The organism is Bradyrhizobium sp. UFLA05-109 (assembly GCF_054185165.1).
In genome coordinates, this window is record NZ_JBBIAR010000075.1 from 1 (window position 1) to 20,322 (window position 20,322).

At 64.2% G+C, this 20,322-nt stretch carries 19 protein-coding genes and 1 pseudogene; 12 read left to right on the top strand and 8 right to left on the bottom strand.

The window, feature by feature from the left end; genetic code table 11:
• Positions 1-147: pseudogene (locus Q3C01_RS44980) on the top strand (tetratricopeptide repeat protein); the annotation flags it as partial.
• Between the two features lie 135 nt (positions 148-282).
• Entirely contained in the window at positions 283-543 is a 261-nt protein-coding gene (locus tag Q3C01_RS37040; protein WP_458150230.1) for a hypothetical protein, read from the top strand.
• 6 nt (positions 544-549) lie between these two features.
• Here the strand turns inward: Q3C01_RS37040 and Q3C01_RS37045 are convergent, their stop codons facing one another.
• Complete coding sequence (locus Q3C01_RS37045) at positions 550-732, bottom strand: hypothetical protein (RefSeq protein WP_458150231.1); 183 nt, start codon at positions 730-732, stop codon at positions 550-552.
• 330 nt (positions 733-1,062) lie between these two features.
• Here Q3C01_RS37045 and Q3C01_RS37050 point away from each other — a divergent pair, with 330 nt between their 5' ends.
• Positions 1,063-2,019, top strand: coding sequence for an alpha/beta fold hydrolase (locus tag Q3C01_RS37050; RefSeq protein ID WP_458150232.1), 957 nt, complete (start codon positions 1,063-1,065; stop codon positions 2,017-2,019).
• A 35-nt stretch (positions 2,020-2,054) separates the two neighbouring features.
• Here the strand turns inward: Q3C01_RS37050 and cycA are convergent, their stop codons facing one another.
• Positions 2,055-2,465 (bottom strand): cytochrome c-550 CycA, encoded by a 411-nt coding sequence (gene cycA / locus Q3C01_RS37055; protein WP_458150233.1) that lies wholly within the window; start codon positions 2,463-2,465, stop codon positions 2,055-2,057.
• A 228-nt stretch (positions 2,466-2,693) separates the two neighbouring features.
• Between cycA and Q3C01_RS37060 the strand changes: the two genes are divergently transcribed.
• A complete protein-coding gene (locus Q3C01_RS37060; RefSeq protein WP_458150234.1) occupies positions 2,694-4,187 on the top strand; it encodes an FAD-linked oxidase C-terminal domain-containing protein in 1,494 nt (497 codons plus the stop codon).
• Positions 4,188-4,216: 29 nt separating this feature from the next.
• Positions 4,217-5,380: an acyltransferase family protein gene (locus Q3C01_RS37065; protein ID WP_458150235.1), complete on the top strand. Its 1,164-nt coding sequence runs from the start codon at positions 4,217-4,219 to the stop codon at positions 5,378-5,380.
• 24 nt (positions 5,381-5,404) lie between these two features.
• Here Q3C01_RS37065 and Q3C01_RS37070 read toward each other — a convergent pair whose 3' ends face one another.
• Positions 5,405-5,743, bottom strand: a complete 339-nt coding sequence (locus tag Q3C01_RS37070; protein WP_458150236.1) for a putative quinol monooxygenase — start codon at positions 5,741-5,743, stop codon at positions 5,405-5,407.
• Positions 5,744-5,903: 160 nt separating this feature from the next.
• Here Q3C01_RS37070 and Q3C01_RS37075 point away from each other — a divergent pair, with 160 nt between their 5' ends.
• The 4 genes from Q3C01_RS37075 to Q3C01_RS37090 all read left to right on the top strand — a co-directional run bounded on the left by Q3C01_RS37075 (position 5,904) and on the right by Q3C01_RS37090 (position 10,338).
• A complete protein-coding gene (locus tag Q3C01_RS37075; RefSeq protein ID WP_458150237.1) occupies positions 5,904-7,139 on the top strand; it encodes an FAD-binding protein in 1,236 nt (411 codons plus the stop codon).
• Positions 7,136-8,449, top strand: coding sequence for a glycolate oxidase subunit GlcF (gene glcF / locus Q3C01_RS37080; RefSeq protein ID WP_458150238.1), 1,314 nt, complete (start codon positions 7,136-7,138; stop codon positions 8,447-8,449). The genes Q3C01_RS37075 and glcF overlap by 4 nt, the downstream gene beginning before the upstream one ends.
• An 88-nt stretch (positions 8,450-8,537) precedes the next feature.
• The gene (locus Q3C01_RS37085) at positions 8,538-8,909 is read left to right on the top strand and encodes a hypothetical protein (RefSeq protein WP_458150239.1); all 372 of its coding nucleotides are present in this window, start codon (positions 8,538-8,540) and stop codon (positions 8,907-8,909) included.
• A 418-nt stretch (positions 8,910-9,327) separates the two neighbouring features.
• Entirely contained in the window at positions 9,328-10,338 is a 1,011-nt protein-coding gene (locus Q3C01_RS37090; protein ID WP_458150240.1) for a TorF family putative porin, read from the top strand.
• Between the two features lie 217 nt (positions 10,339-10,555).
• Here the strand turns inward: Q3C01_RS37090 and Q3C01_RS37095 are convergent, their stop codons facing one another.
• Positions 10,556-12,319: an ABC transporter ATP-binding protein/permease gene (locus tag Q3C01_RS37095; protein WP_458150241.1), complete on the bottom strand. Its 1,764-nt coding sequence runs from the start codon at positions 12,317-12,319 to the stop codon at positions 10,556-10,558.
• A 295-nt stretch (positions 12,320-12,614) separates the two neighbouring features.
• Between Q3C01_RS37095 and Q3C01_RS37100 the strand changes: the two genes are divergently transcribed.
• Positions 12,615-14,279, top strand: a complete 1,665-nt coding sequence (locus tag Q3C01_RS37100; protein WP_458150242.1) for an L-lactate permease — start codon at positions 12,615-12,617, stop codon at positions 14,277-14,279.
• Positions 14,280-14,407: 128 nt separating this feature from the next.
• Positions 14,408-14,806, top strand: coding sequence for an META domain-containing protein (locus tag Q3C01_RS37105; RefSeq protein ID WP_458150243.1), 399 nt, complete (start codon positions 14,408-14,410; stop codon positions 14,804-14,806).
• Between the two features lie 103 nt (positions 14,807-14,909).
• Here Q3C01_RS37105 and Q3C01_RS37110 read toward each other — a convergent pair whose 3' ends face one another.
• The 3 genes from Q3C01_RS37110 to Q3C01_RS37120 form a co-directional block, all read right to left on the bottom strand.
• Entirely contained in the window at positions 14,910-16,121 is a 1,212-nt protein-coding gene (locus tag Q3C01_RS37110) for a hypothetical protein (protein WP_458150244.1), read from the bottom strand.
• A gap of 242 nt (positions 16,122-16,363) precedes the next feature.
• Positions 16,364-17,995, bottom strand: a complete 1,632-nt coding sequence (gene groL / locus Q3C01_RS37115) for a chaperonin GroEL (protein WP_458150245.1) — start codon at positions 17,993-17,995, stop codon at positions 16,364-16,366.
• A 164-nt stretch (positions 17,996-18,159) separates the two neighbouring features.
• A complete protein-coding gene (locus Q3C01_RS37120) occupies positions 18,160-18,456 on the bottom strand; it encodes a co-chaperone GroES (protein ID WP_458150246.1) in 297 nt (98 codons plus the stop codon).
• Positions 18,457-18,796: 340 nt separating this feature from the next.
• Here Q3C01_RS37120 and Q3C01_RS37125 point away from each other — a divergent pair, with 340 nt between their 5' ends.
• Complete coding sequence (locus tag Q3C01_RS37125; protein WP_458150247.1) at positions 18,797-19,318, top strand: hypothetical protein; 522 nt, start codon at positions 18,797-18,799, stop codon at positions 19,316-19,318.
• Positions 19,319-19,482: 164 nt separating this feature from the next.
• Here the strand turns inward: Q3C01_RS37125 and Q3C01_RS37130 are convergent, their stop codons facing one another.
• Positions 19,483-20,256: a protein phosphatase CheZ gene (locus Q3C01_RS37130; protein WP_458150248.1), complete on the bottom strand. Its 774-nt coding sequence runs from the start codon at positions 20,254-20,256 to the stop codon at positions 19,483-19,485.
• Positions 20,257-20,322 lie beyond the last annotated feature (66 nt).

Genomic DNA, 20,322 nt, shown 5'->3' on the forward strand with positions numbered 1-20,322 from the left:
GGCCTCGGCATGATCATGCAGGAGATCGGTGACGAGAAGCGTGCGCTGGATGCCTACCGCAAGGCGCTCGCCATCAACCCGCACCTCGACAAGATCCCCGATCAGGTCAAGGCGCTGACCGAGAAGGTCGAAGGGCGGGACATCTAGCCCCCAACTCGATGTTGTTTTGAGCGACTGCGGAGCGCGGCCATTAACCACGCGTCGAGCAGCCTTGCGGCGAGGGGATGATTTTCCCGCGCCTTCGGGATTAGCTGCATGACAGCCACAAGTGGGAGCCGTGCGATGAAACGCGTGATTCTTGCGGGGGTGTTGTTGCTGGTGTCCGCAACGGCCTGTCTTGCTGACGGGCTGTTCTGGGTGGTGGGCAACCGTGCCACCGGAAAATGCGAGATCGTGACCAGCAATCCCGTCATCATCGGCGACATCTGGTTCGGCGACGGTCCCTACAAGTCCAAGGCCGACGCCAAGCTTGCGCGGTCGACGATCCGTGCCTGTCCGAGGCCAGACGCCGGCGAAGACAAGGACGACGACAACGCGGACTAGGCTCGCCTAGTGCAGGATGTGGTCGCCGCGCTCGGCGAGGCTCCGGTCCGCGGCCGCGGCATAGAGTTTTGCCAGCTCGGCTTCGAGATGCTCGTTGATCAGGAGCAGCGCGCGTACCGCGCCGCGCAGGTCACCGCTGCAGCTCGCAACGATCTCGTCGATCGCAGTATCTTTTGATCGCAGACTCATCGAAAAAACCTCCAATCCAAAACAGAACAATCTGCCGGTCTTTCCCGCGTTCCTGTGGATTGCGTGGAGGATCGGCGCCCACCCGTGCTTAAGAGGCGGAACCGACCGTGGCGATTATATGGAGGCGGCGATGACGGCTGCATGAACCGGCCTGATCGACGGCGCGCCTTCAGGCCCTCGTTGATTTTGTTGATATTTTCCCAATTGGAATTCTATTGATATCCACAGGGTAGGGACTCTCAGCAGGACGCAAAGCCGGCGCATCGAAAAGAAACTGCCAGACGTTGAGACCGTAACTGCCATGTGCCCTGGATCGCCCGGACCATCTTCATGATCGTATTTTTCGTCGTGACGGCGCTCGTTGCGCTCGTCGTCGTCACGCTGGCCGGTGTTTGGGCCGTCGAGCGTGCCTTCCCGCCGCAGGGCGAGATGATCGAGGTCGCCGGTGCAACGCTGCATATCGTCGATCTCGGCCCGCGCGATGCCGGCCTGCCGATCGTCATGCTGCATGGCGCGAGCTCGAATCTGGAAGTGATGCGGCGCCCGCTTGGCGATCTCCTTGCCGAAAAGCATCGCGTGATTCTGATCGATCGCCCCGGCCATGGCTGGAGCACGCGGGCGCGGCTCAAGGATTCGACGACCGAAGTGCAGGCGCGGATGGTCGACGAGGCCCTGGCCAAGCTCGGCATCGACCGCGCGGTGTTCGTGGTGCATTCCTGGAGCGGGGCGCTCGGTGCGCGGCTTGCACTCGATTATGCCGGTCGTGTCGCAGGTCTCGTCATGCTGGCGCCGGTCACCCATCCCTGGCGCGGCGGCGTCGGGCGCTACAATGAGATCATCGCAACGCCGGTGATCGGCCCTTTGCTCGCCTACACCATCACGCTGCCGCTCGGATATTTCCTTGCGGCGCCCGGTGCGCGGAACGTCTTCCTGCCGCAAATGATGCCGGATGGCTTCGTGCGGGACTCCGCGACGCCGCTGCTTTTGCGCCCGCGCGAGTTCATCGCCAATGCCTACGATTTGGTGACGCTGAAGGCGTCGGTGGCCGCGCAAGCTGCGCGCTATGGCGAGATTTCAGCGCCGACCGTGGTCATCGCCGGCGCGCCCGACAAGACGGTATCCACCAATATCCACGCCCGCCCGTTCGCCGCGACCGTGCCGAATGCGAAGCTGATCGTGTTGCCCGATCTCGGCCACATGGTGCAGACCACGGAGCCGGACCTGGTGAAGAGCGAGATCGAGGCGCTGATCGCCGCGATCACGTCCGAGAAGGCGGCCGCCGATTAGCGGCCGCCAATCTCGCTGTGTTACGCTTGATCCCGTTATTGCTTGATCTTCCCGTCCTTGTCGAACTGGGAAACGAAGGCCCAGAGATCGTTGATCTCCTTCTCGTTCTTGATGCCAGCAAACGCCATCTTGGTGCCGGGGATCTTGGCCTTGGGATCCTTGATGTATTCCTTGAACTGCGCCTCATTCCAGGTGATGCCGGAATTCTTGTTGGCATCCGAATAATTGTAGTCCGGCGCCGTGCCGGACTTGCGGCCGTCGAGGCCGTTGAGCTCCGGTCCGACCTTGTTCTTCGCGCCTTCGCCGATCGCGTGGCAGGCGAGGCACTTGTTGAACGACGTCTTGCCGGCTGCGGCGTCCTGCGCCATCGCTCCGGACGATATGGCGGTGGACGCTGCGGCAGTCATGGCGAGGGCAACCAGCGCGCCGAAAGTCATTTTTGTCATAGGGGGCTCTTCGTCTCTTCCCGGGATCAGATTGAGTTCATGGTTTTGGCAGGTCCGGTTCAGGTGGACAAGCTGCGAAACCATTGACAGGTTTCGCGATAGCAGACTTGCCCCAGAGAGAACTTGCGCTGCAACAAAGCAATGCGACCTTTGGAGGACCTACCCAAAGACAGCAAGACATGATTGATTTGCCGGGACAATTTCCTCCGTCGGACGAAGGTTCGTAACATGGCCATCATGATGCCCGCATCCGACCAGGCCGTGCTGGCGCGTCGCAGCGAGATCGTTGCCGCCCTGCGCGCGATCGTGCCCGGCGAAGGTGTGATCGACAGCGCCGCCGAGATGCGGGTCTATGAGTCCGATGGGCTGACCGCCTATCGCCAGCCGCCGATGGTCGTGGTGCTGCCCGACACGACCGAGCAGGTCTCGCTGGTCCTGAAATATTGTGCCGAACACGGCATCAAGGTGGTGCCGCGCGGCTCTGGTACCTCGCTGTCGGGCGGCGCGTTGCCGCTGGAAGACGGCGTGCTCTTAGGGCTCGGCAAGTTCAAGCGCATCCGCGAGATCGATCTCGACAACCGCGTTGTCGTCACCGAGCCCGGCGTTACAAATCTTGCAATCAGCCAGGCGGTCGCGCATGCCGGTTTCTACTACGCGCCCGATCCCTCGTCGCAGATCGCCTGCTCGATCGGCGGCAATGTCGCGGAAAATTCCGGCGGCGTGCACTGCCTGAAATACGGCATGACCACCAACAACGTGCTCGGCTGCGAGTTCGTGCTGATGAGCGGCGAGATCCTGCGCATCGGCGGCAAGGCGGCGGAGAATTCAGGCTACGACCTGATGGGCGTGATCACGGGCTCGGAAGGCCTGCTCGGCGTCATCACCGAGATCACGGTGCGCATCCTGCAGAAGCCGGAGACGGCGCGCGCATTGATGGTCGGGTTTGCGGAAGTCGAGGCGGCCGGCGAATGCGTGGCGCGGATCATCGGCGCCGGCATCATTCCCGGCGGCATGGAGATGATGGACAAGCCCGCGATCCACGCCGCGGAAGCCTTCGTCCATGCCGGCTATCCGCTCGATGTGGAGGCGCTTCTGATCATCGAGCTCGACGGTCCGAGCATCGAGGTCGATGAGTTGATCAAGCGCGTGGAGGCCATCGCGCAAGGCTGTGGCTCGACCACCTGCCAGATATCGACTTCGGAAGCCGAGCGCAATTTGTTCTGGGCGGGCCGGAAAGCTGCGTTCCCTGCCGTAGGCCGCATCTCGCCCGACTATCTCTGCATGGACGGGACGATTCCGCGCGGCGCGCTGCCGAAGGCGCTGGCGCGCATCCGCGAGCTCTCGGAAAAATACCAGCTCGGCTGCGCCAACGTGTTCCACGCCGGCGACGGAAATCTGCATCCGCTGATCCTCTACGATGCCAACAAGCCCGGCGAGATCGAGCGCGCCGAAGCATTCGGCGCCGATATCCTGCGCGCCTGCGTCGAGTTCGGCGGCGTGCTCACCGGTGAGCACGGCGTCGGCATCGAGAAGCGCGACCTCATGGGCGATATGTTCAACGAGATCGACCTCAACCAGCAGCAGCGGCTGAAATGCGCCTTCGACGCGCAGGGCCTGCTCAACCCCGGAAAGGTGTTCCCGACCCTGCACCGCTGCGCCGAGCTCGGTCGCATGCATGTGCATGCGGGCAAGCTGGCGTTTCCGGACATTCCGCGGTTCTGAGGATCCGGCATGTCGGTCCAGGTGGCGGCATGACGGACATTCCGGTAGTCGCGGCGACGACTGCAACTGCGGGGGCGCATGCCCCGCCGCGGCTCCTGTTCATCGACAACATCCGCTGGTCGATGATCCTGCTCGTGCTGAGCATGCACGCGGCCGACACCTACAGTCCGTTCGGCAATTGGTACTATGTCGACCGGCAGGCGACCGGCTTTGGCGCGGCACTGTTTTTCGGCATCTACCAGAGCTTCCTCCACGCCTTCTTCATGGCGGCGCTGTTCTTCATTTCCGGCTACTTCGCCGCGGCGTCGTTCGACCGGAAGGGATTTTGGCTATTCGCCCGCGACCGGCTGCTCCGGCTGGGACTGCCGACCCTGCTCTACATGTTCGTGATCGGCCCGCTTACGCAGTATTTCCTGTCGCGGACCTGGGGACGTGGCGGCTTCGGCCATCAGTGGCTGACCCATCTTGGGGATGGCGAGTGGCTGTCCGAGACGGGTCCGATGTGGTTCTGCGCTGTCCTGCTCCTGTTCTCGCTTGCCTATGGCCTAATCCGCTTGTCGGGCTGGCAAGAGCGCACGGTCGCGCTGCGTGGGCCGATGGTGGTCGCCTTCGTGATCGCCATGGCAGGAGCCACCTTTGCCGTGCGCATCGTCATGCGGGCCGGCGTCTCGGTGCTCAATGTTCATCCTGGCGACCTGCCGCAATATGTCCTGATGTTCGTGGCCGGAGCCTATGGCTATCGCGGCAACTGGATGACGGGACTTGCCGAGGGCGCCTGTCTGCGCTGGGGAGCGCTTGCGCTCACGCTCTCCATTCCGCTGTTCGCCGCACTGGTGCTGTTCGGCGGCGGCCTCGAGGGCGAGACTGCGCTCTATTCCGGCGGCTTCAATCTCGTCAGTGCCGGGAAATGCCTGTGGGAGGCGCTGGTCTGTGTGGGCATGGGCCTCGTCATTCTGGCGGTCTATCGCCGCCGTTTCGACGGGCAGGGGCCCGTCGCCAAATGGCTCTCGGACAACGCGTTCGGCGTTTACCTGATCCACCCGCCGATCCTGATCGGCTTCGCCATGCTGTTGCATGGGCTACCGCTCTTCACACTCACGAAGGCGCTCCTGCTGACGATGCTGGCCGCGGTCGGCAGCTTCACCGTCTCCGCGCTGATCCTGCGGAAGTCGCCGCTGCGCGCGATCATCTAATCGCGCGCAGCGTGTGAGGAGGTCTTAGATCAACGCGTACTGTGTGCGCTCGCGCCGCGCCAGCAGCGGCAGCGCCCGGCCTGCGATGTGAGCCTTGAAATGCGCGCTCTCCTGATGCGCCTTGAAGGCCGCTTCATCGCGGAACAGTTCGTAGAACAGGAACTGTCCCGGATTCTCGGTGCCGCGGCTGATCAGGAACAGTTTTACGCCGGGCTCGCTTTGCGCCTCCGGCAGGAAGCCGCGCAGGATCTCGGCGACGTTGTCGGCCTGTCCGTCCTTGGCTTCCCACTGCGCCACGACCAGAAGGCCTCCGCCGCTGGTCGCCTCGCTGATGGTGCGCTGGTTCATTGCCGGTCCGTTCATGATGGAACTCCTGTCGATGGGGCGTCGGTAACAATTCGATTCATAACGAAATTTGGAAGGCGATAATTCGATAGTGGGCGAAGTGACGATGTCATGTCCGGAGCGGCGCGAGCCCCGCGCGAATTGATTTCCGACGGAAATTTCGCTACCGCCTTTTCCCGTGGATACGCTCAAGGTCAGAGACGCCCAAGACGTCGAAGAGGTGGTGCGCGCGGCGATTGCCAATGAGCAGCCGCTCGAGATCATTGGCCATGGCAGCAAGCGCGGCATCGGCCATGTGATGGCGACCAACGCCGTGCTCGACGTCTCCGCGCTCAACGCGATCACTTCCTATGAGCCCAACGAGCTGATCATCACGCTCCAGGCCGGCGCGCCGCTGGCCGACGTGCTGTCGCTGATCGATGCCAAGAGTCAGCAATTCGCCTTCGAGCCGATGAACACTGCGCCCCTCCTGGGGACGCCGGGGCTCGGCACCATCGGCGGCATGATCGCGGCGGGCCTCGCCGGGCCGCGCCGCATCAAGGCCGGGGCGGTGCGCGACCATCTGCTCGGTGCGCACGCCGTCTCCGGCTTCGGCGACAGTTTCAAGACTGGCGGCAAGGTGGTGAAGAACGTGACCGGCTATGACCTCTGCAAGCTGCTCGCCGGTTCCTGGGGCACGCTGTCGGTCATGACCGAGGTGACGCTCAAGGTCATGCCGAAGCCGGAGAGCGAGCGGACGCTGCTGCTCAGGGGGCTCGACGATGCCGGCGCCAACAAGGCCATGACCGCGGCGCTCGGTTCGCCCTTCGACGTATCGGGCGCGGCGCATCTGCCGAAATCGGCTTTGCGGGAGAGAGCCGAAGGGCTCGGCGACATCGCTGCTCAAGGCGAGCCGCTTACCGTGCTGCGGCTCGAGGGCATCACCGCCTCGGCCGCCCACCGCGCCGTCTCACTGCGGGAGGCGCTCGCGCCGTTCGGAACCGCTACCATCGTGGAGGATGCCGCCTCGGCCGCATTGTGGACCGCGATCCGGGACGTGCTGCCATTCGCGGCCGATGGCGCGCTTGGTGCCTGGCCGGTGTGGCGGATCGTCTGTCCGCCGGCCTCTGGTGCCGCGGTCGGCCGGCTGCTGGCGCGGGATACCGGCGGCGACGTGATCTACGACTGGGGCGGCGGGCTGATCTGGGCGGCCGTGCCGCCAAAGGGCGATGCGCAAGCCTCCATCGTGCGCCAGCGCGCGGAGGCCGTCGGCGGGCACGCCATGCTGGTCCGGGCACCTGAAGAGGTGCGGCGCAATGTGGACGTGTTCCATCCGCAGGCGCCGGGCGTCGCCGCCCTCAGCGAGCGGGTTCGCGTCAGCTTCGATCCGAAGACAATCCTCAATCGCGGGCGGCTGAAGCGGGGCGCGGCATGAAGACCGAATTCTCGCTCACCCAGCTCGCCGATCCCGACATCGCGGAAGCCGACAAGATCCTGCGTGCCTGCGTGCATTGCGGCTTCTGCACCGCGACCTGTCCGACCTATGTGCTGCTCGGCGACGAGCTCGATAGCCCGCGCGGCCGCATCTACCTGATCAAGGAGATGCTGGAGAAGGACCAGGCGCCGACATCAGAGGTCGTCAAGCATGTCGACCGCTGCCTGTCGTGCCTTGCCTGCATGACCACGTGTCCGTCCGGGGTGAACTACATGCACCTGGTCGACCAGGCCCGGGTCCGGATCGAAGAGCGTTACGAGCGGCCGCTTGCCGAGCGAATGCTCCGCGCCGTGCTGGCATTCGTCCTGCCCGACCCGCAGCGCTTTCGCATCAGCATGTCGCTGGCGCGGCTTGCCCGGCCGTTCGCGGCTTTGCTGCCGACGCCGCGGCCGTCGGCTACCCCTGGCCTCACGCAGCGGATCAAGGCGATGCTGGCGCTCGCGCCAGGCCGGCTGCCGGCGCCAGGGCCCGCCGCTGGCAGCGTCTTTGCGCCGCTCGGCAAGAGGCGGGGGCGGGTCGCGCTGCTCCAGGGCTGCGCCCAGCAGGTGCTGGCGCCGCGGATCAACCAGGCCGCCATCAACCTTTTGACCCGCCACGGCATCGAGGTCGTGCTGGTCCGGGACGAGCAATGCTGCGGCGCGCTGACCCATCACCTCGGCCGTGACGACGACGCGCTCGCACGGGCGCGGGCGAACGTCGCGGCCTGGCGCCGCGAGGCCGCAAAGGATGGTCTCGATGCCATCCTGGTGACGACGTCCGGCTGCGGCACGGTCATCAAGGACTACGGCTATCTGCTGCGCGAGGACCGCGACTTCGCGAGCGACGCCGCCAACGTTTCTGCGCTCGCCAAGGACATCACGGAGTATGTCGCAGGCCTTGCGCTGCAGCCGTTGAGGCGACACGACGACATCGTCGTCGCCTATCATTCCGCTTGTTCACTGCAGCACGGGCAGAAAATCACTGGGCTTCCGAAAGAATTGCTTTCCAAGAACGGATTCGTGGTGAAAGATATCCCCGAGAGCCATTTGTGTTGCGGTTCGGCGGGGACCTACAACATTCTCCAGCCCGACCTTGCGGGCAGGTTGCGCGATCGCAAGGTCGCCAACATCGCGAGCGTCAAGCCGGACATGATTGCCGCAGGCAATATCGGCTGCATGGTGCAGATTGCCAGCGGGACATCAGTGCCGGTCGTGCACACGATTGAGCTTCTCGATTGGGCGACGGGCGGTGCGCAGCCGGTATTGAACTAGTCGAATTGTAGTAGCCGACTGCGCCGCGCCCGGAGGTGGACGACTGAAGGCCCGATCGACATTGTTCGACGGCAACAGGAGGATCACGATGGCGAAAGCGAAGAAGAAGAAAAGCAAGAAGGCCAAAAAGGCCAAGAAAGCCGTAGCGGCGAAGAAGACCTCAAAGAAGGCCGCCAAGAAGGCCGGCAAGAAGAGCTCGGCGAAGAAAGCCGCCAAGAAGGCAGCAAAGACATCGGCAAAGAAGGCCGCACCGAAGAAGGCAGCCAAGAAGGCCGCCAAGAAGGCCTCAAAGAAATCCGCGAAGACGGCGGCACCCAGGAAGAGCGCGAAGAAGGCGGCGCCGGCCCCCAAGCCACCGGCCCCCATGGAAGCTCCCGCTCCCGAGCCCGCACCGGAGGCGAGCTGGGCGACTCCGTCCAGCGGCGACGGCTCGTCGGCTTCGGCCGAAGGTCAGGGCTAGCTCTCGCTTCGCGCTTCAAACGACGATCAGCAATCCGGAAGGCCGCGGCGGCGACGCTGCGGCCTTTTTGCATCGACAGATTGCATCAGAGCGCGCGCGACATTGGCTTCCCCTCTTGGTTCACCATGGGCTGTGCGCTGATTCGTGTCGCCGCGCTCGGCCTGTGCTGCACATCCGTAACAAACCGGAGGCGGGGCGCCCTCTGGAATGCAAACATGTTGTCGAGATGCAACACGTCCCGACAACCTTTCGTGGAATTGCCATAACGCCTAAAAAGTCGGCAGATGCATGTGTTTTTTGCTTCACTGAATGGGGGCCTCACTCCAGATTGCGGCGGTTAAGAGCTTTGCAGTCAGGGTTCGCATGCCCCGGGGGGCGCCGGGATCGGACTTGCCTTGAGAAGGTGATGGGGAAAGAAATGAAGAAAGTGGCTTTGTTGGCAACGGCGCTGGCAATGGTGACGGGTTCGGCTCTGGCGGCAGACATGCCGGTGAAGGCTGTGAAAGCGCCTCCGCCGCCCGCCTTCGATCCTTGGGATGTCGCCTTCGGCGGCGGCATCATGAGCGACTACATCTTCCGCGGCATCACCCAGTCGAACCACAAGCCGTCCGTCACGGCCTATTTCGAGCCGCGCTACAACGTCACCAAGGACCTCCAGCTCTATGTCGGCGTGTCCGGTGAGAGCATCTCCTTCCCGAACCGCGCCGCGGCCGAGATCGACGTCTACGGCGGTATCCGCCCGACCTTCGGCGCATTCGCCTTCGACATCGGCGTCTGGGGTTACCTGTATCCGGGCGGCAGCTGCTTCTTCGGCGCGCCCGGCATCGACTTCGCCGGCAACTTCCAAGGCGCCGAGTGCGCCTCGCAGGCCCTGATCAATGCCAACGTGATCAAGAAGGATCTGAGCTTCTTCGAAGTCTACGGCAAGATGACCTACACGGTGAACGACAACTGGGCGTTCGGCGTCACCGAGTACTACACTCCGAGCTACCTGAACTCGGGCGCCTGGGGCAACTACAGCTCGATCACCGGCAAGTACACCGCGCCGAGCACCCTCTTCGGCTCGAGTGGCGTCGGCATGTACGTGTCGGGCGAGTTCGGCCGTCAGTGGCTCGGCACCTCCGACAGTTTCTACGGCGTGGCTGCGTTCCCGAACGGCATCAAATATGCCGACTACAACACCTGGAACGTCGGCATCGGCTTCACCTACAAGGTGTTCACGCTGGACCTGCGCTACTCCGACACCAACCTCTCCAAGGGGGACTGTAACGCCTTCACCAGCGACTGGTCGGCCCGCGGCAACATCACCGCCTCCACCGGTACCTTCGTGACCCCGATCAACCCGTCGGGCGTCGGCTCCAACTGGTGCGGCGCGGCCGGCATCGCCAAGCTGTCGTTCGACCTGACGGCGATGACCAACCTGAAGTAAGCTTCTTCCCTAGACCGACTGAAGGGGCGGCAGGACATCCTGCCGCCCTTTTGCTTTTTGGGGGAAACCGCGACGTCTCCTATGGGGCGCTAACACGGACAACTGTCGTTATGCCCGGGCCTGTCCCGGGCATCCACGTTCTTTGTGCCTTGGGTAAGGCGTGGATGGCCGGGTCAAGCCCGGCCATGACGATGTGGATGCCTTCACCGCACCCAGATCAGCGCGCTTCGCTCGGCTCCGCCGGGGCCGGTGCGCCGACGCCGCCGAGCACGTGAATCTCGCCGTCCTGGACCAGCCTGACATTGCGGGTGTGGAAGGCATCCAGCGTGGAGCGGTGGCCGATCGATACGATCGTGGTCGACGGCAGCTTCTCCTCCATGAGGCGGTAGAGCAGGGCCTCCGACGGCTCGTCGAGCGAGGCGGTCGCCTCGTCGAGGAACAGGTAATCCGGCGCATGCAGCAGCGCCCGCGCCACCCCTAGGCGCTGCTGCTCGCCGAGCGACAGCGTCCTGTTCCAGTGCCCTTCCTCGTCGAGCTGTTCGGCAAGCCTCGGCATGCCGACCGCTCTCAGCGTCTCCTTGATCTTGTCGGGCGCGATCGTGCCGTGCTCTGCCGGGTAGATCACGGCGTCGCCGAGCGGGCCAATCGGGAAATACGGCCGCTGCGGCAGCATCATCAGGCTGGATTTCCCGGGGATAGCGATCTTGCCGGTGCCGAACGGCCAGATCCCGGCGATGGCGCGGAACAGCGTCGACTTGCCTGAGCCCGACGGTCCCGTCACCAGCACGCGCTCGGGGTGCTGAATCGCAAAGGCGTTGGCTGCGACCAGCGGCTTGCCGTTGGGTAGCTTCACCAGCAGTTGCTCGAGCGCGATGGCCTCGCTGCCCGTGGACGACGTCACGCCGATGGTCGGCTCATGCGCGGGAAGATTGGCGGCCGAGCTGACCGACATCTCGAAGCCGTCGAGACGGGCGACAACCGCGCGCCATTCGGCGAGCGATCGGTAAGTGGTTACGAAGAACGACAGCGCCCGCTGCACGCTGCCGAACGCTGAGCCGGTCTGCATCATGTCGCCGAGCTGGATCTTCTTGGCGAAGTAAGCCGGCGCCACCAGCACATAGGGGAAGATCACGGCGGCCTGCTGATAGCTCGCCGTGAACGCGGTCAGGCGCTTGGTGCGGCTCATAATGCCGTACCAATTGCCGATCACGAAGCTGAAGCGGTGCAGCAGGCGTCCGCGCTCGGCGCTCTCGCCCTTCAGCAGCGCAATCTGCTCGGAATTCTCGCGCACCCGCACCAGGTTGAAGCGGAAGTCGGCTTCATAGCGCTGCTGCTCGAAATTGAGATTGACCAGCGGCACGCCGATCCAGTGCGTCAGGGCGGTGCCGAGGATCGCATAGATCAGGGCGCCCCAGCACAGGTAGCCGGGAATCACGAAATCGGTGCCGAAGAGATGCAGGGGGGCGGCGTTGGACAGGCCCCAAAGAATGATCACGAAGGAGAACAGCGTCACGATCGAGGAGAGCAGGCCGACGCCGATGCTGAGCGTCTGCTCGACGAAATTCTTGACGTCGTCGGTGATGCGCTGGTCCGGATTGTCGGCGGCGTCGCCCGTGAGTTGCATGCGGTAGTGCGTGGCGTCATCGAGCCATTCGCCGAGATAGTGCCGCGTCAGCCATTGCCGCCAGCGGATCTGGAGCCACTGGTTGAGATAGAGCTGATAGACCGCGAGCGCGACGAAGGCCGAGGCAAGGCCGACGAAGATCCAGATCTCGCGCACGAAGCTGTCCAGATCATACGCCTGGAGCGCACTGTAGAAGCGGTTCTGCCACTGGTTCACGAGCACGTCGATCGCGACCAGCGTGAGCTCGATCGCGATCACTGCGGCGAGCAGGCCGCGGCCGGCCCATTTGTCCTCGGACCGGAAGTAGGGCATGGCGATTCGCCAAACGGTCGCGAGCGTCGCGCGGATGTTCTTCACAGATAGGGGTCTCCTGCGGGGTGGGCGTAAGCGCCTGATGCAACGGCGCAAATAAGCGCGCTTAGACTAAAGTTGCAAATCCGGCGATTTGCGTTGTCCGGGCCGACAACCCTAGCATGGGCATAACGGCGCGGGGTGGGGGGCCTCCGGGACTTCGCGAGCTTGTGAGCGGACTGGAACCGCCACATTCGCGACATGACCGCTTCAGGCTCAAGGACTATCGGAACCCACGTCAAGCAGGTTCGGCTGTCCACGCTGGCCGCCCTGCCGCACTAATGCGTGGGGGAGGTAGAGCATGTGGAATCAAATTTATAACCCGCTGAACAATGCGGCGTTGTCGACCATCGCGGCGGCCGTTCCGGTGGTCTCGCTGTTGATCATGATCGCAAGCGGGCGCGTCAAAGCGCATATCGCGGCCGTGATCGCCGTCATCATCACCAACCTGATCACGATCGTCATCTTCACCATGCCGGTGAACATGTCGATCCGGGCCTCCGTGCTCGGCATCGTCACCGGCTTCTTTCCGATCGGATGGATCGTCCTCAACGTCATCTTTCTCTACCAGGTGACGGTCACGACCGGGCGCTTCGAGCTGTTGAAGCGTGCGGTCGGCGGCGTTACCGAGGACCGGCGCCTGCAACTGCTGCTGGTGGCGTTCTCGTTTGGCGCCTTCTTCGAAGGCGCTTCGGGCTTCGGCACGCCCGTCGCGATCACCGGCGCTGTGCTGATCGGTCTCGGCTTTTCGCCGCTCGCCGCGTCCGGCCTGTCGCTGATCGCCAACACCGCGCCCGTCGCCTACGGCGCGCTCGGCACGCCGATCCAGGGCCTTGCCTCCGTCACCGGGCTCGATCCCTACATCTTGGGCGCGATGGTCGGACGGCAATTGCCATTCTTCTCGCTGATCGTGCCGTTTTGGGTGGTGTGGGCGTTCGCGGGCTGGCGCGCCATGAAGGATGTCTGGCCGGCGATCCTGGTCACCGGCGTGTGCTTCGCAATCCCGCAATTCGTGATCTCCAACTACATCAATCCCTGGATCGTCGACATCGGGGCGTCGCTGATCTCGATGGGCGCGCTGATTCTGTTCCTGAAGGTGTGGCAGCCGAAGCAGCTCTGGCTGTCGCCGGCGCTGCGCGGCCGCGATGAATCGGTGTCGGAAATGGGCAAGACCGCACCGCTCGACAAGACGCCGCTCACGCAGGCCGAACTGTGGAGCGCGCTGTTGCCGTGGATCATCGTCTGCATCGTGATGCTGATCTGGGGCAGCGGATGGTTCAAGTCCTGGGCGGATTCGTTGTTCGTCTGGAAGTTTCCCGTTCCTGAACTCGACAAGATGATCAACAAGATGCCGCCGGTTGCGGCGGGCCCCACGCCAGAAGGCGCCGTGTTCAACTTCACCTATCTGTCCTTCACCGGCACGGGCATGCTGATCGCGGCGATCATCTCGGGCTTCCTGATGGGGGTCGGGCCGGGGCGGCTGCTGGTCGAGTATGGCCGCACCATCCGCCTCTGCGCGATCTCGCTGATCACGATCTCGGCGATGCTCGCGATCGGTACGCTGACCCGCCTCTCCGGCGTCGACGCCACGCTCGGTCTCGCCTTTGCGGCGACCGGCGTGCTCTATCCCTTCTTCGGCACGCTGCTCGGCTGGTTGGGCGTGGCGCTGACGGGATCGGATACCGCATCGAACATCCTGTTCGGCAACCTCCAGAAGATCACGTCGCAACAGATCGGCCTGTCGCCGATCCTGATGGCGGCGGCAAACTCCTCCGGCGGCGTGATGGGCAAGATGATCGACGCGCAGTCGATCGTGGTCGCCTCGACCGCCACGCGGTGGTACGGCCACGAGGGCACGATCCTGCGCTTCGTGTTCTGGCACTCGATCGTGCTGGCCTGCCTGGTCGGCGTGCTGGTGACGCTCCAGGCCTATGTCTGGCCGTTCACGGAGCTGGTGCTGAAGTAGCGCCACGCATTCTCAACGAAATCCCCGCGGGAAGGGTCCTGCGGGGATTTTGCGTGCGCGGCGAAGCTTCTCAACGTCGTCCCCGTCTTATAGAAGGTGCGGCGGTTCAAGGATGGTCGAGAGGTCTCATGGTTTCGGTCAAGCAGATGGTGTGCGCGGCTGCCGCGGTGGTGCTGATGGCGGGCGCGGCCCATGCCGAGGACGGCTTTCCCTTCGGGACCGAGATGACGCTTGAGGCTCTGCCGCAGCCCGGCTCGAAGCGCATTCCCAACATCGAGATCGGCGACAATGGCGAGGTGGTGCTGGAGCTCTGGTGCAAGGGCGGCAAGGGCCAGTTCTCGGTCGCCGGCAACACCGTGATCTTCGTCCCGGGCCAGATCCAGGACCGTTCCTGTCCGCCGGCCAAGGCGCAGGCCGATGACGACCTCGTCGCAGCGCTCGCAAGCGTTGAGACCTGGAAGCGCCAGGGCGAATTTCTCACGCTGATCGGCCCGAAGCCGCTGCGCTTCCGGATGAACGGGAATTGACGGTTACGTCATTCCGGGGCGCGCGAAGCGCGAACCCGGAATCTGGAGATTGTTGCACGAGATTCCGGGTTCGACGCTCGCGCGTCGCCCCGGAATGACTTCGTCATTTCCACACCGACTTGTCGGCGTCCCAGCGCTGGCCCTTCAGCTCCTTCGCCAGCGCCTCGATCGCGCCGTTGTCGTCGGTCTGATCGCCCTCTTCATCGGCGCTCGATTCATCCGACAGATTGAGCTTGGCGCCGGTGCTCTCGTCGGCCGTGCTGATCGCGGGGCTGCCGACCCAGAGCAGGAGGCGGTCGCTGTTGCCCGGCTTGTCGGCCGAGACGAGGCCCGCGACCTCGATCGTGTCGGTGAGCTCGAGCGCCGGGAAATCCTGGTTCGGCCGCTTCAAGACGACCTTGAGCTTGCCGGTGACGGGGTTGAAGCTTTGCGAGACGGTTTTTGCCGCCAGCGTCCGCGCCAGCACGTTCGCGACGGTGCCGGCGAGCCGGTCCCGGCTGATCTTGTCGCCGTCGCGCCAGTCGGCCGCAGAGAAGCGGATGGTGCGGTCCATCTCCATCATGCCGGCGGTCCAGCCGGCCGCGGTGACGCCCGGCATCGCCTTGAACTTGGCGAGCAGCGCAGCTGCCCGCTCCGGGTCGACCGACATGTTGATGGTCTGCTCGCCGGCGCGCAGCGCGTCGCAGCCGACCGACAGGCTTGCCAGCGTCACCTCGACGCCCTGGCCTTTCAGGCTCTTCAGGAAATCGGTCGCGGCCTCCAACTTGACCTTGACCGCGATCGCCTCCGGCGAGACCTCGGTGAAGTCCTTCGGCTGCGGCGTGATGCCATCATCCGAGGTCTGGTTGTCCAGAAACTCCTTCTCGCTGAGGTCGGAATTGTCGGGCGAGGCGACCTCGGTCACGTTGCCGCCGATCGAAATCTGGCCGCGGAACTCGACGGTATCGCTGGTCTGCTTGCGCGTCAGCTTGACGGTCACCGGTGCCTTGTCGCCGAGGCTCTGCGTCGTGCCCGACAGGAGCTGGCCGGCGACGGTGAGGTTGACGACGAAGCGGTCCTTGCGGTCGGAATTTTTCGCGGCGGGATAGCAGACGTCGAGCACGGCCGAGGTGACCGTCTTGCCCTGGCGGGTCTCCTTCAGGATGACGTCGGCATTGCCGTCCATCAGCCCGTCGATCGAGGTGAAGTAGCGTGTCTCGGTTCCGCCGGGCGCGGCCGCCTTGGGCGACAATTTCATCTGGGCGGAGGCGACGTCGGGCGCAACCGCAACCAAAACCGCCAAAAAGCCTATCGAGCAGAACGAAAGCGCGCGCATCGACGAAATCCTCAGAGATGGAGCATGATCCGGAAAAGTGTGAAGCGGTTCTCCGAAAAGTCATGCTCGAACAATAGCCCAAAGCGCGATGACGATTCATCCCGATCCGATCGCGCTTTGGAATCGGCGCCACCGTAGTGGGTTTTGGCCGGCGGTTGAATCGGAAAGCGCCGGTAATGGTCGGCAAAAAAGAAGGCCGCCCGGAGGCGGCCTTCGCGTGATTTTTGGTTGGTTGCGACGGCTCAGAAGCCCATGCCGCCGCCGCCGGCCGGCATCGCCGGAGCTGCTTCCTTCTTCGGCAGCTCAGCGACCATGGCCTCAGTGGTCACCAGCAGGCCGGCCACGGAAGAGGCGTCCTGGAGCGCGGTGCGCACCACCTTGGCGGGGTCGATGATGCCCTTCTCGACGAGGTCGACATACTGCTCGGTCTGGGCGTCGAAGCCGAAGGTCTCGGACTTGTTCTCCAGGATCTTGCCGACGACGACCGAGCCTTCGAGGCCGGCGTTCTCGGAGATCTGGCGGACAGGGGCTTCCAGCGCCTTCAGCACGATGTTGATGCCCGCCTGCACGTCGGCATTGGCGTTGGTGAGACGGCCCACCGCCTTCTTGGCGCGGAGCAGCGCGACGCCGCCGCCGGGGACGATGCCTTCCTGCACGGCTGCGCGGGTGGCGTTGAGCGCGTCCTCGACGCGGTCCTTCTTCTCCTTGACCTCGATCTCGGTCGCGCCGCCGACGCGGATCACCGCGACGCCGCCGGCGAGCTTGGCCAGACGCTCCTGGAGTTTCTCACGGTCGTAGTCCGAGGTGGTCTCCTCGATCTGGGCCTTGATCTGGCCGACGCGGGCCTCGATGTCCGGCTTCTTGCCGGCACCGTTGACGATCGTGGTGTTCTCCTTGTCGATCACGACCTTCTTGGCGCGACCGAGCATCTTCACCGTGACGTTCTCGAGCTTGATGCCGAGCTCTTCGGAGATCAGCTGGCCGCCGGTGAGGATCGCGATGTCCTCGAGCATGGCCTTGCGGCGGTCGCCGAAGCCCGGCGCCTTGACGGCCGCGACCTTGAGGCCGCCGCGCAGACGGTTGACGACCAGGGTGGCGAGCGCCTCGCCCTCGACGTCCTCGGCGATGATGACGAGCGGCTTGCCGGACTGCACCACGGCTTCCAGCACCGGCAGCATGGCCTGCAGGCCCGACAGCTTCTTCTCGTGCAGGAGGATGTAGGCGTCCTCGAGCTCGGCGGTCATCTTCTCGGCGTTGGTGACGAAGTACGGCGAGAGATAGCCGCGGTCGAACTTCATGCCCTCGACGATGTCGACTTCGGTGTCCAGCGACTTGTTCTCCTCGACGGTGATGACACCCTCGTTGCCGACCTTCTGCATCGCCTGCGCGATCATCTTGCCGATGGCGGAGTCGCCGTTGGCCGAGATGGTGCCGACCTGGGCGACCTCGGAGGAGGCGGCGACGGGCTTTGCGCGCTTCTCGATGTCCTTGATCACAGCCGCAACCGCGGTGTCGATGCCGCGCTTGAGGTCCATCGGGTTCATGCCGGCGGCAACGGCCTTGGCGCCTTCGCGCACGATGGCCTGGGCCAGCACGGTCGCGGTGGTGGTTCCGTCGCCGGCGAGGTCGTTGGTCTTGGAGGCGACCTCACGGACCATCTGGGCGCCCATATTCTCGAACTTGTCCTCGAGCTCGATCTCCTTGGCGACGGTGACGCCGTCCTTGGTGATACGGGGCGCGCCGAAGCTCTTCTCGATGACGACGTTGCGGCCCTTCGGACCGAGCGTCACCTTGACGGCGTTGGCGAGAATGTCGACGCCGCGCAGCATGCGTTCGCGCGCGTCTCCGGAAAACTTGACGTCTTTGGCAGCCATTTCTTGCTCCTGAAAACTGAACTGGATGGGCGCCGCACTTTTCCGTCGTCATTGCCGGGTGGAGGTCCGGCAATCCATCCTCTTAACGAGAAATGATGGATGCCCGGGTCAGGCCCGGGCATGGCAATGGCGCGTGCGGCGGGGTTTGAAGGGACGTCGTGGCCTTAGGCCAGGACGCCCATGATGTCCGACTCCTTCATGATCAGGAGATCTTCATTGTCGATCTTGACCTCGGTGCCCGACCACTTGCCGAACAGCACGCGGTCGCCGACCTTGAGGTCGATCGGGATCAGCTTACCCGCCTCGTCCCGGCCGCCGGGGCCGACGGCGACGATTTCGCCCTGGGACGGCTTCTCCTTGGCGGTGTCGGGAATGATGATGCCACCCTTGGACTTTTCCTCGGCATCGATACGTTTGACCACGACACGGTCATGCAGCGGACGAAATTTGGACTTAGCCATGACGTTTCCCTTTGGAGGCTCGCTTCGGAAGCGGCGGAAGTAGTGAGGGGCCTGCGCCCCCGTCCGACCTCCGGATCGAATGCCAGGATCGAACGGCGCGCTTTAGCAATCGGGCTTCCCGAGTGCTAATAGTGCGCCCGGAAATATGGCTTGGCCGCGATCCTGTCAAGCAAAGGTGGTTAAGCCAATGGTGAGACGGATATAGGATGTTGACGATCGAAACGAATTGGGGACGCTGTCGTATTCTACGACGTCATTGCCCCGACAGCGGTTTTGCGCTTGGCTGCAGGAGGGGGCTGCCAGGCTCGTGTTTGGGGGGCGCTTTGCTCGGGGGAATGCCATGATCAGTTCAGCTCACGCGCGGACGGTTGCGAAGCTGGGCGCCGCCGCAGCCTTGGCGCTGCTGCTGGGTGCATGTGGCGGTGGCATGAGCCTGCCGTCGTTCTCGTCGTCCTCGCCGCCGCCGGAGGCCGAGCCCGGCACCGGGCCGGAAATGCCGGCCTCGATCCGCGCCGACGAGATCGTCGGCCGCTGGGGCCTTGCCTCGTTCCAGAACCCGGCCGACCGCGCCCGCACCGAGGCTGCGGCCCGTGCGCAGTGCAAGAATCCCTACGTGATCGGCGCCGGTTCGAGCGGCGGTGTGATCATGCACCTGGCCGACCAGGCGACGCCGCAAGAGCTGCGGCTGAAGGGGTCACCGAGCGGCAAGAACTATATCGGACCGCCCGGCCCGACCCCCGGCGAGCAGGACCGCGAGATCGTCTCCTTCGATGGCCGCGTCATGGTCACCCGCTTCATCGACAAGGACGCCGCCACCCGCTACGGCAACATGGTTTACGTCCGCTGCGCGCCGCGGGCGTGATCTTCTCTCCGTCATTCCGGGGCGATGCGAAGCATCGAACCCGGAATCTCGAGCTTCCGGGTTCACGCTGCGCGTGCCCCGGAATGACAGCGTGAGATAGAACCCCAAAACAAAAAAGCGCCGGCCCAAGGCCGGCGTTTTGTTTCTCTTCGTGTCCCGTCCGGTCAGTCGAACAGGGCGTCGATGTCGTCCTGCGAGGCGTGACCGACGTCACCGGCGAGCTTCGGGCCGTTGAGCAGCTTGGCGTCTTCGTCGCGGGTGTCGACGATCGGCGGCGCGTGGGCCTTGATCGCGTCGACGCCGCCCCAGATATCCATCATCGCATTGATGTGCTGCTCGATGAACTTCATCGTGCCCATCACCTTGTTGATGCGCTGCCCGGTCAAATCCTGGAAGTTGCAGGCCTCGAAGATCGAGATGACGCGTTCCTGGATGTCGTCGGCGAGCCGCTTCTGCTGGTCCACCGAATCCACCTTGGAGAGTGCGCTGGCGGCCTGGTCGATCGACTCGGCCGCTTCGAGGATCTGCTGGGTCGCCTGCTCGGTGCCGCCGACGACAGCGCCGAGCTCGCCATTGACCTTGGCCATCTCTTCGCCGTTGAAGCTCTTGCCGTGCAGCACCGCGATCTCGCGCTTGGTGCGGCTGATGGCATCGTGGATGAGGTCGAGTTCAACCTTCAGCTTCTCGCATTGTTCGATCTGGGCGCGGTAGGTCTCCAGCATCGCGCGCGCGTCGGCGACTTCCTGCGCCATGACGGTTTCGCTCGGCGGGAGCGGGGCGTGCCCCGCGTGGCTGTTACGCGCCATTTGCGCGCGGATCGCGCGCAGCTCGGCCATGATCTCGCTGTGCATCGGAGCAGCCTCGTCAATCATCTCCGGACTGGGCATCTCGCCGACGATTGCTTCCTCGACGCGAAAACGTTTGCGGTGAACAGCCATATTGGAACTCCCCCCACCTCACTCACGCGGCCTTTGTAGACAGAAGGGATTTAACACGACGTTCAC

Excerpts from the sequence above, each read along its gene's own strand:
- Q3C01_RS37040 (WP_458150230.1), top strand. The coding sequence starts at position 283 with ATGAAACGCGTGATTCTTGCGGGGGTGTTGTTGCTGGTGTCCGCAACG.
- Q3C01_RS37045 (WP_458150231.1), bottom strand. The coding sequence starts at position 732 with ATGAGTCTGCGATCAAAAGATACTGCGATCGACGAGATCGTTGCGAGC.
- Q3C01_RS37050 (WP_458150232.1), top strand. The coding sequence starts at position 1,063 with ATGATCGTATTTTTCGTCGTGACGGCGCTCGTTGCGCTCGTCGTCGTC.
- cycA (WP_458150233.1), bottom strand. The coding sequence starts at position 2,465 with ATGACAAAAATGACTTTCGGCGCGCTGGTTGCCCTCGCCATGACTGCC.
- Q3C01_RS37060 (WP_458150234.1), top strand. The coding sequence starts at position 2,694 with ATGGCCATCATGATGCCCGCATCCGACCAGGCCGTGCTGGCGCGTCGC.
- Q3C01_RS37065 (WP_458150235.1), top strand. The coding sequence starts at position 4,217 with ATGACGGACATTCCGGTAGTCGCGGCGACGACTGCAACTGCGGGGGCG.
- Q3C01_RS37070 (WP_458150236.1), bottom strand. The coding sequence starts at position 5,743 with ATGAACGGACCGGCAATGAACCAGCGCACCATCAGCGAGGCGACCAGC.
- glcF (WP_458150238.1), top strand. The coding sequence starts at position 7,136 with ATGAAGACCGAATTCTCGCTCACCCAGCTCGCCGATCCCGACATCGCG.
- Q3C01_RS37085 (WP_458150239.1), top strand. The coding sequence starts at position 8,538 with ATGGCGAAAGCGAAGAAGAAGAAAAGCAAGAAGGCCAAAAAGGCCAAG.
- Q3C01_RS37090 (WP_458150240.1), top strand. The coding sequence starts at position 9,328 with ATGAAGAAAGTGGCTTTGTTGGCAACGGCGCTGGCAATGGTGACGGGT.
- Q3C01_RS37100 (WP_458150242.1), top strand. The coding sequence starts at position 12,615 with ATGTGGAATCAAATTTATAACCCGCTGAACAATGCGGCGTTGTCGACC.
- Q3C01_RS37105 (WP_458150243.1), top strand. The coding sequence starts at position 14,408 with ATGGTTTCGGTCAAGCAGATGGTGTGCGCGGCTGCCGCGGTGGTGCTG.
- Q3C01_RS37110 (WP_458150244.1), bottom strand. The coding sequence starts at position 16,121 with ATGCGCGCGCTTTCGTTCTGCTCGATAGGCTTTTTGGCGGTTTTGGTT.
- groL (WP_458150245.1), bottom strand. The coding sequence starts at position 17,995 with ATGGCTGCCAAAGACGTCAAGTTTTCCGGAGACGCGCGCGAACGCATG.
- Q3C01_RS37120 (WP_458150246.1), bottom strand. The coding sequence starts at position 18,456 with ATGGCTAAGTCCAAATTTCGTCCGCTGCATGACCGTGTCGTGGTCAAA.
- Q3C01_RS37125 (WP_458150247.1), top strand. The coding sequence starts at position 18,797 with ATGATCAGTTCAGCTCACGCGCGGACGGTTGCGAAGCTGGGCGCCGCC.
- Q3C01_RS37130 (WP_458150248.1), bottom strand. The coding sequence starts at position 20,256 with ATGGCTGTTCACCGCAAACGTTTTCGCGTCGAGGAAGCAATCGTCGGC.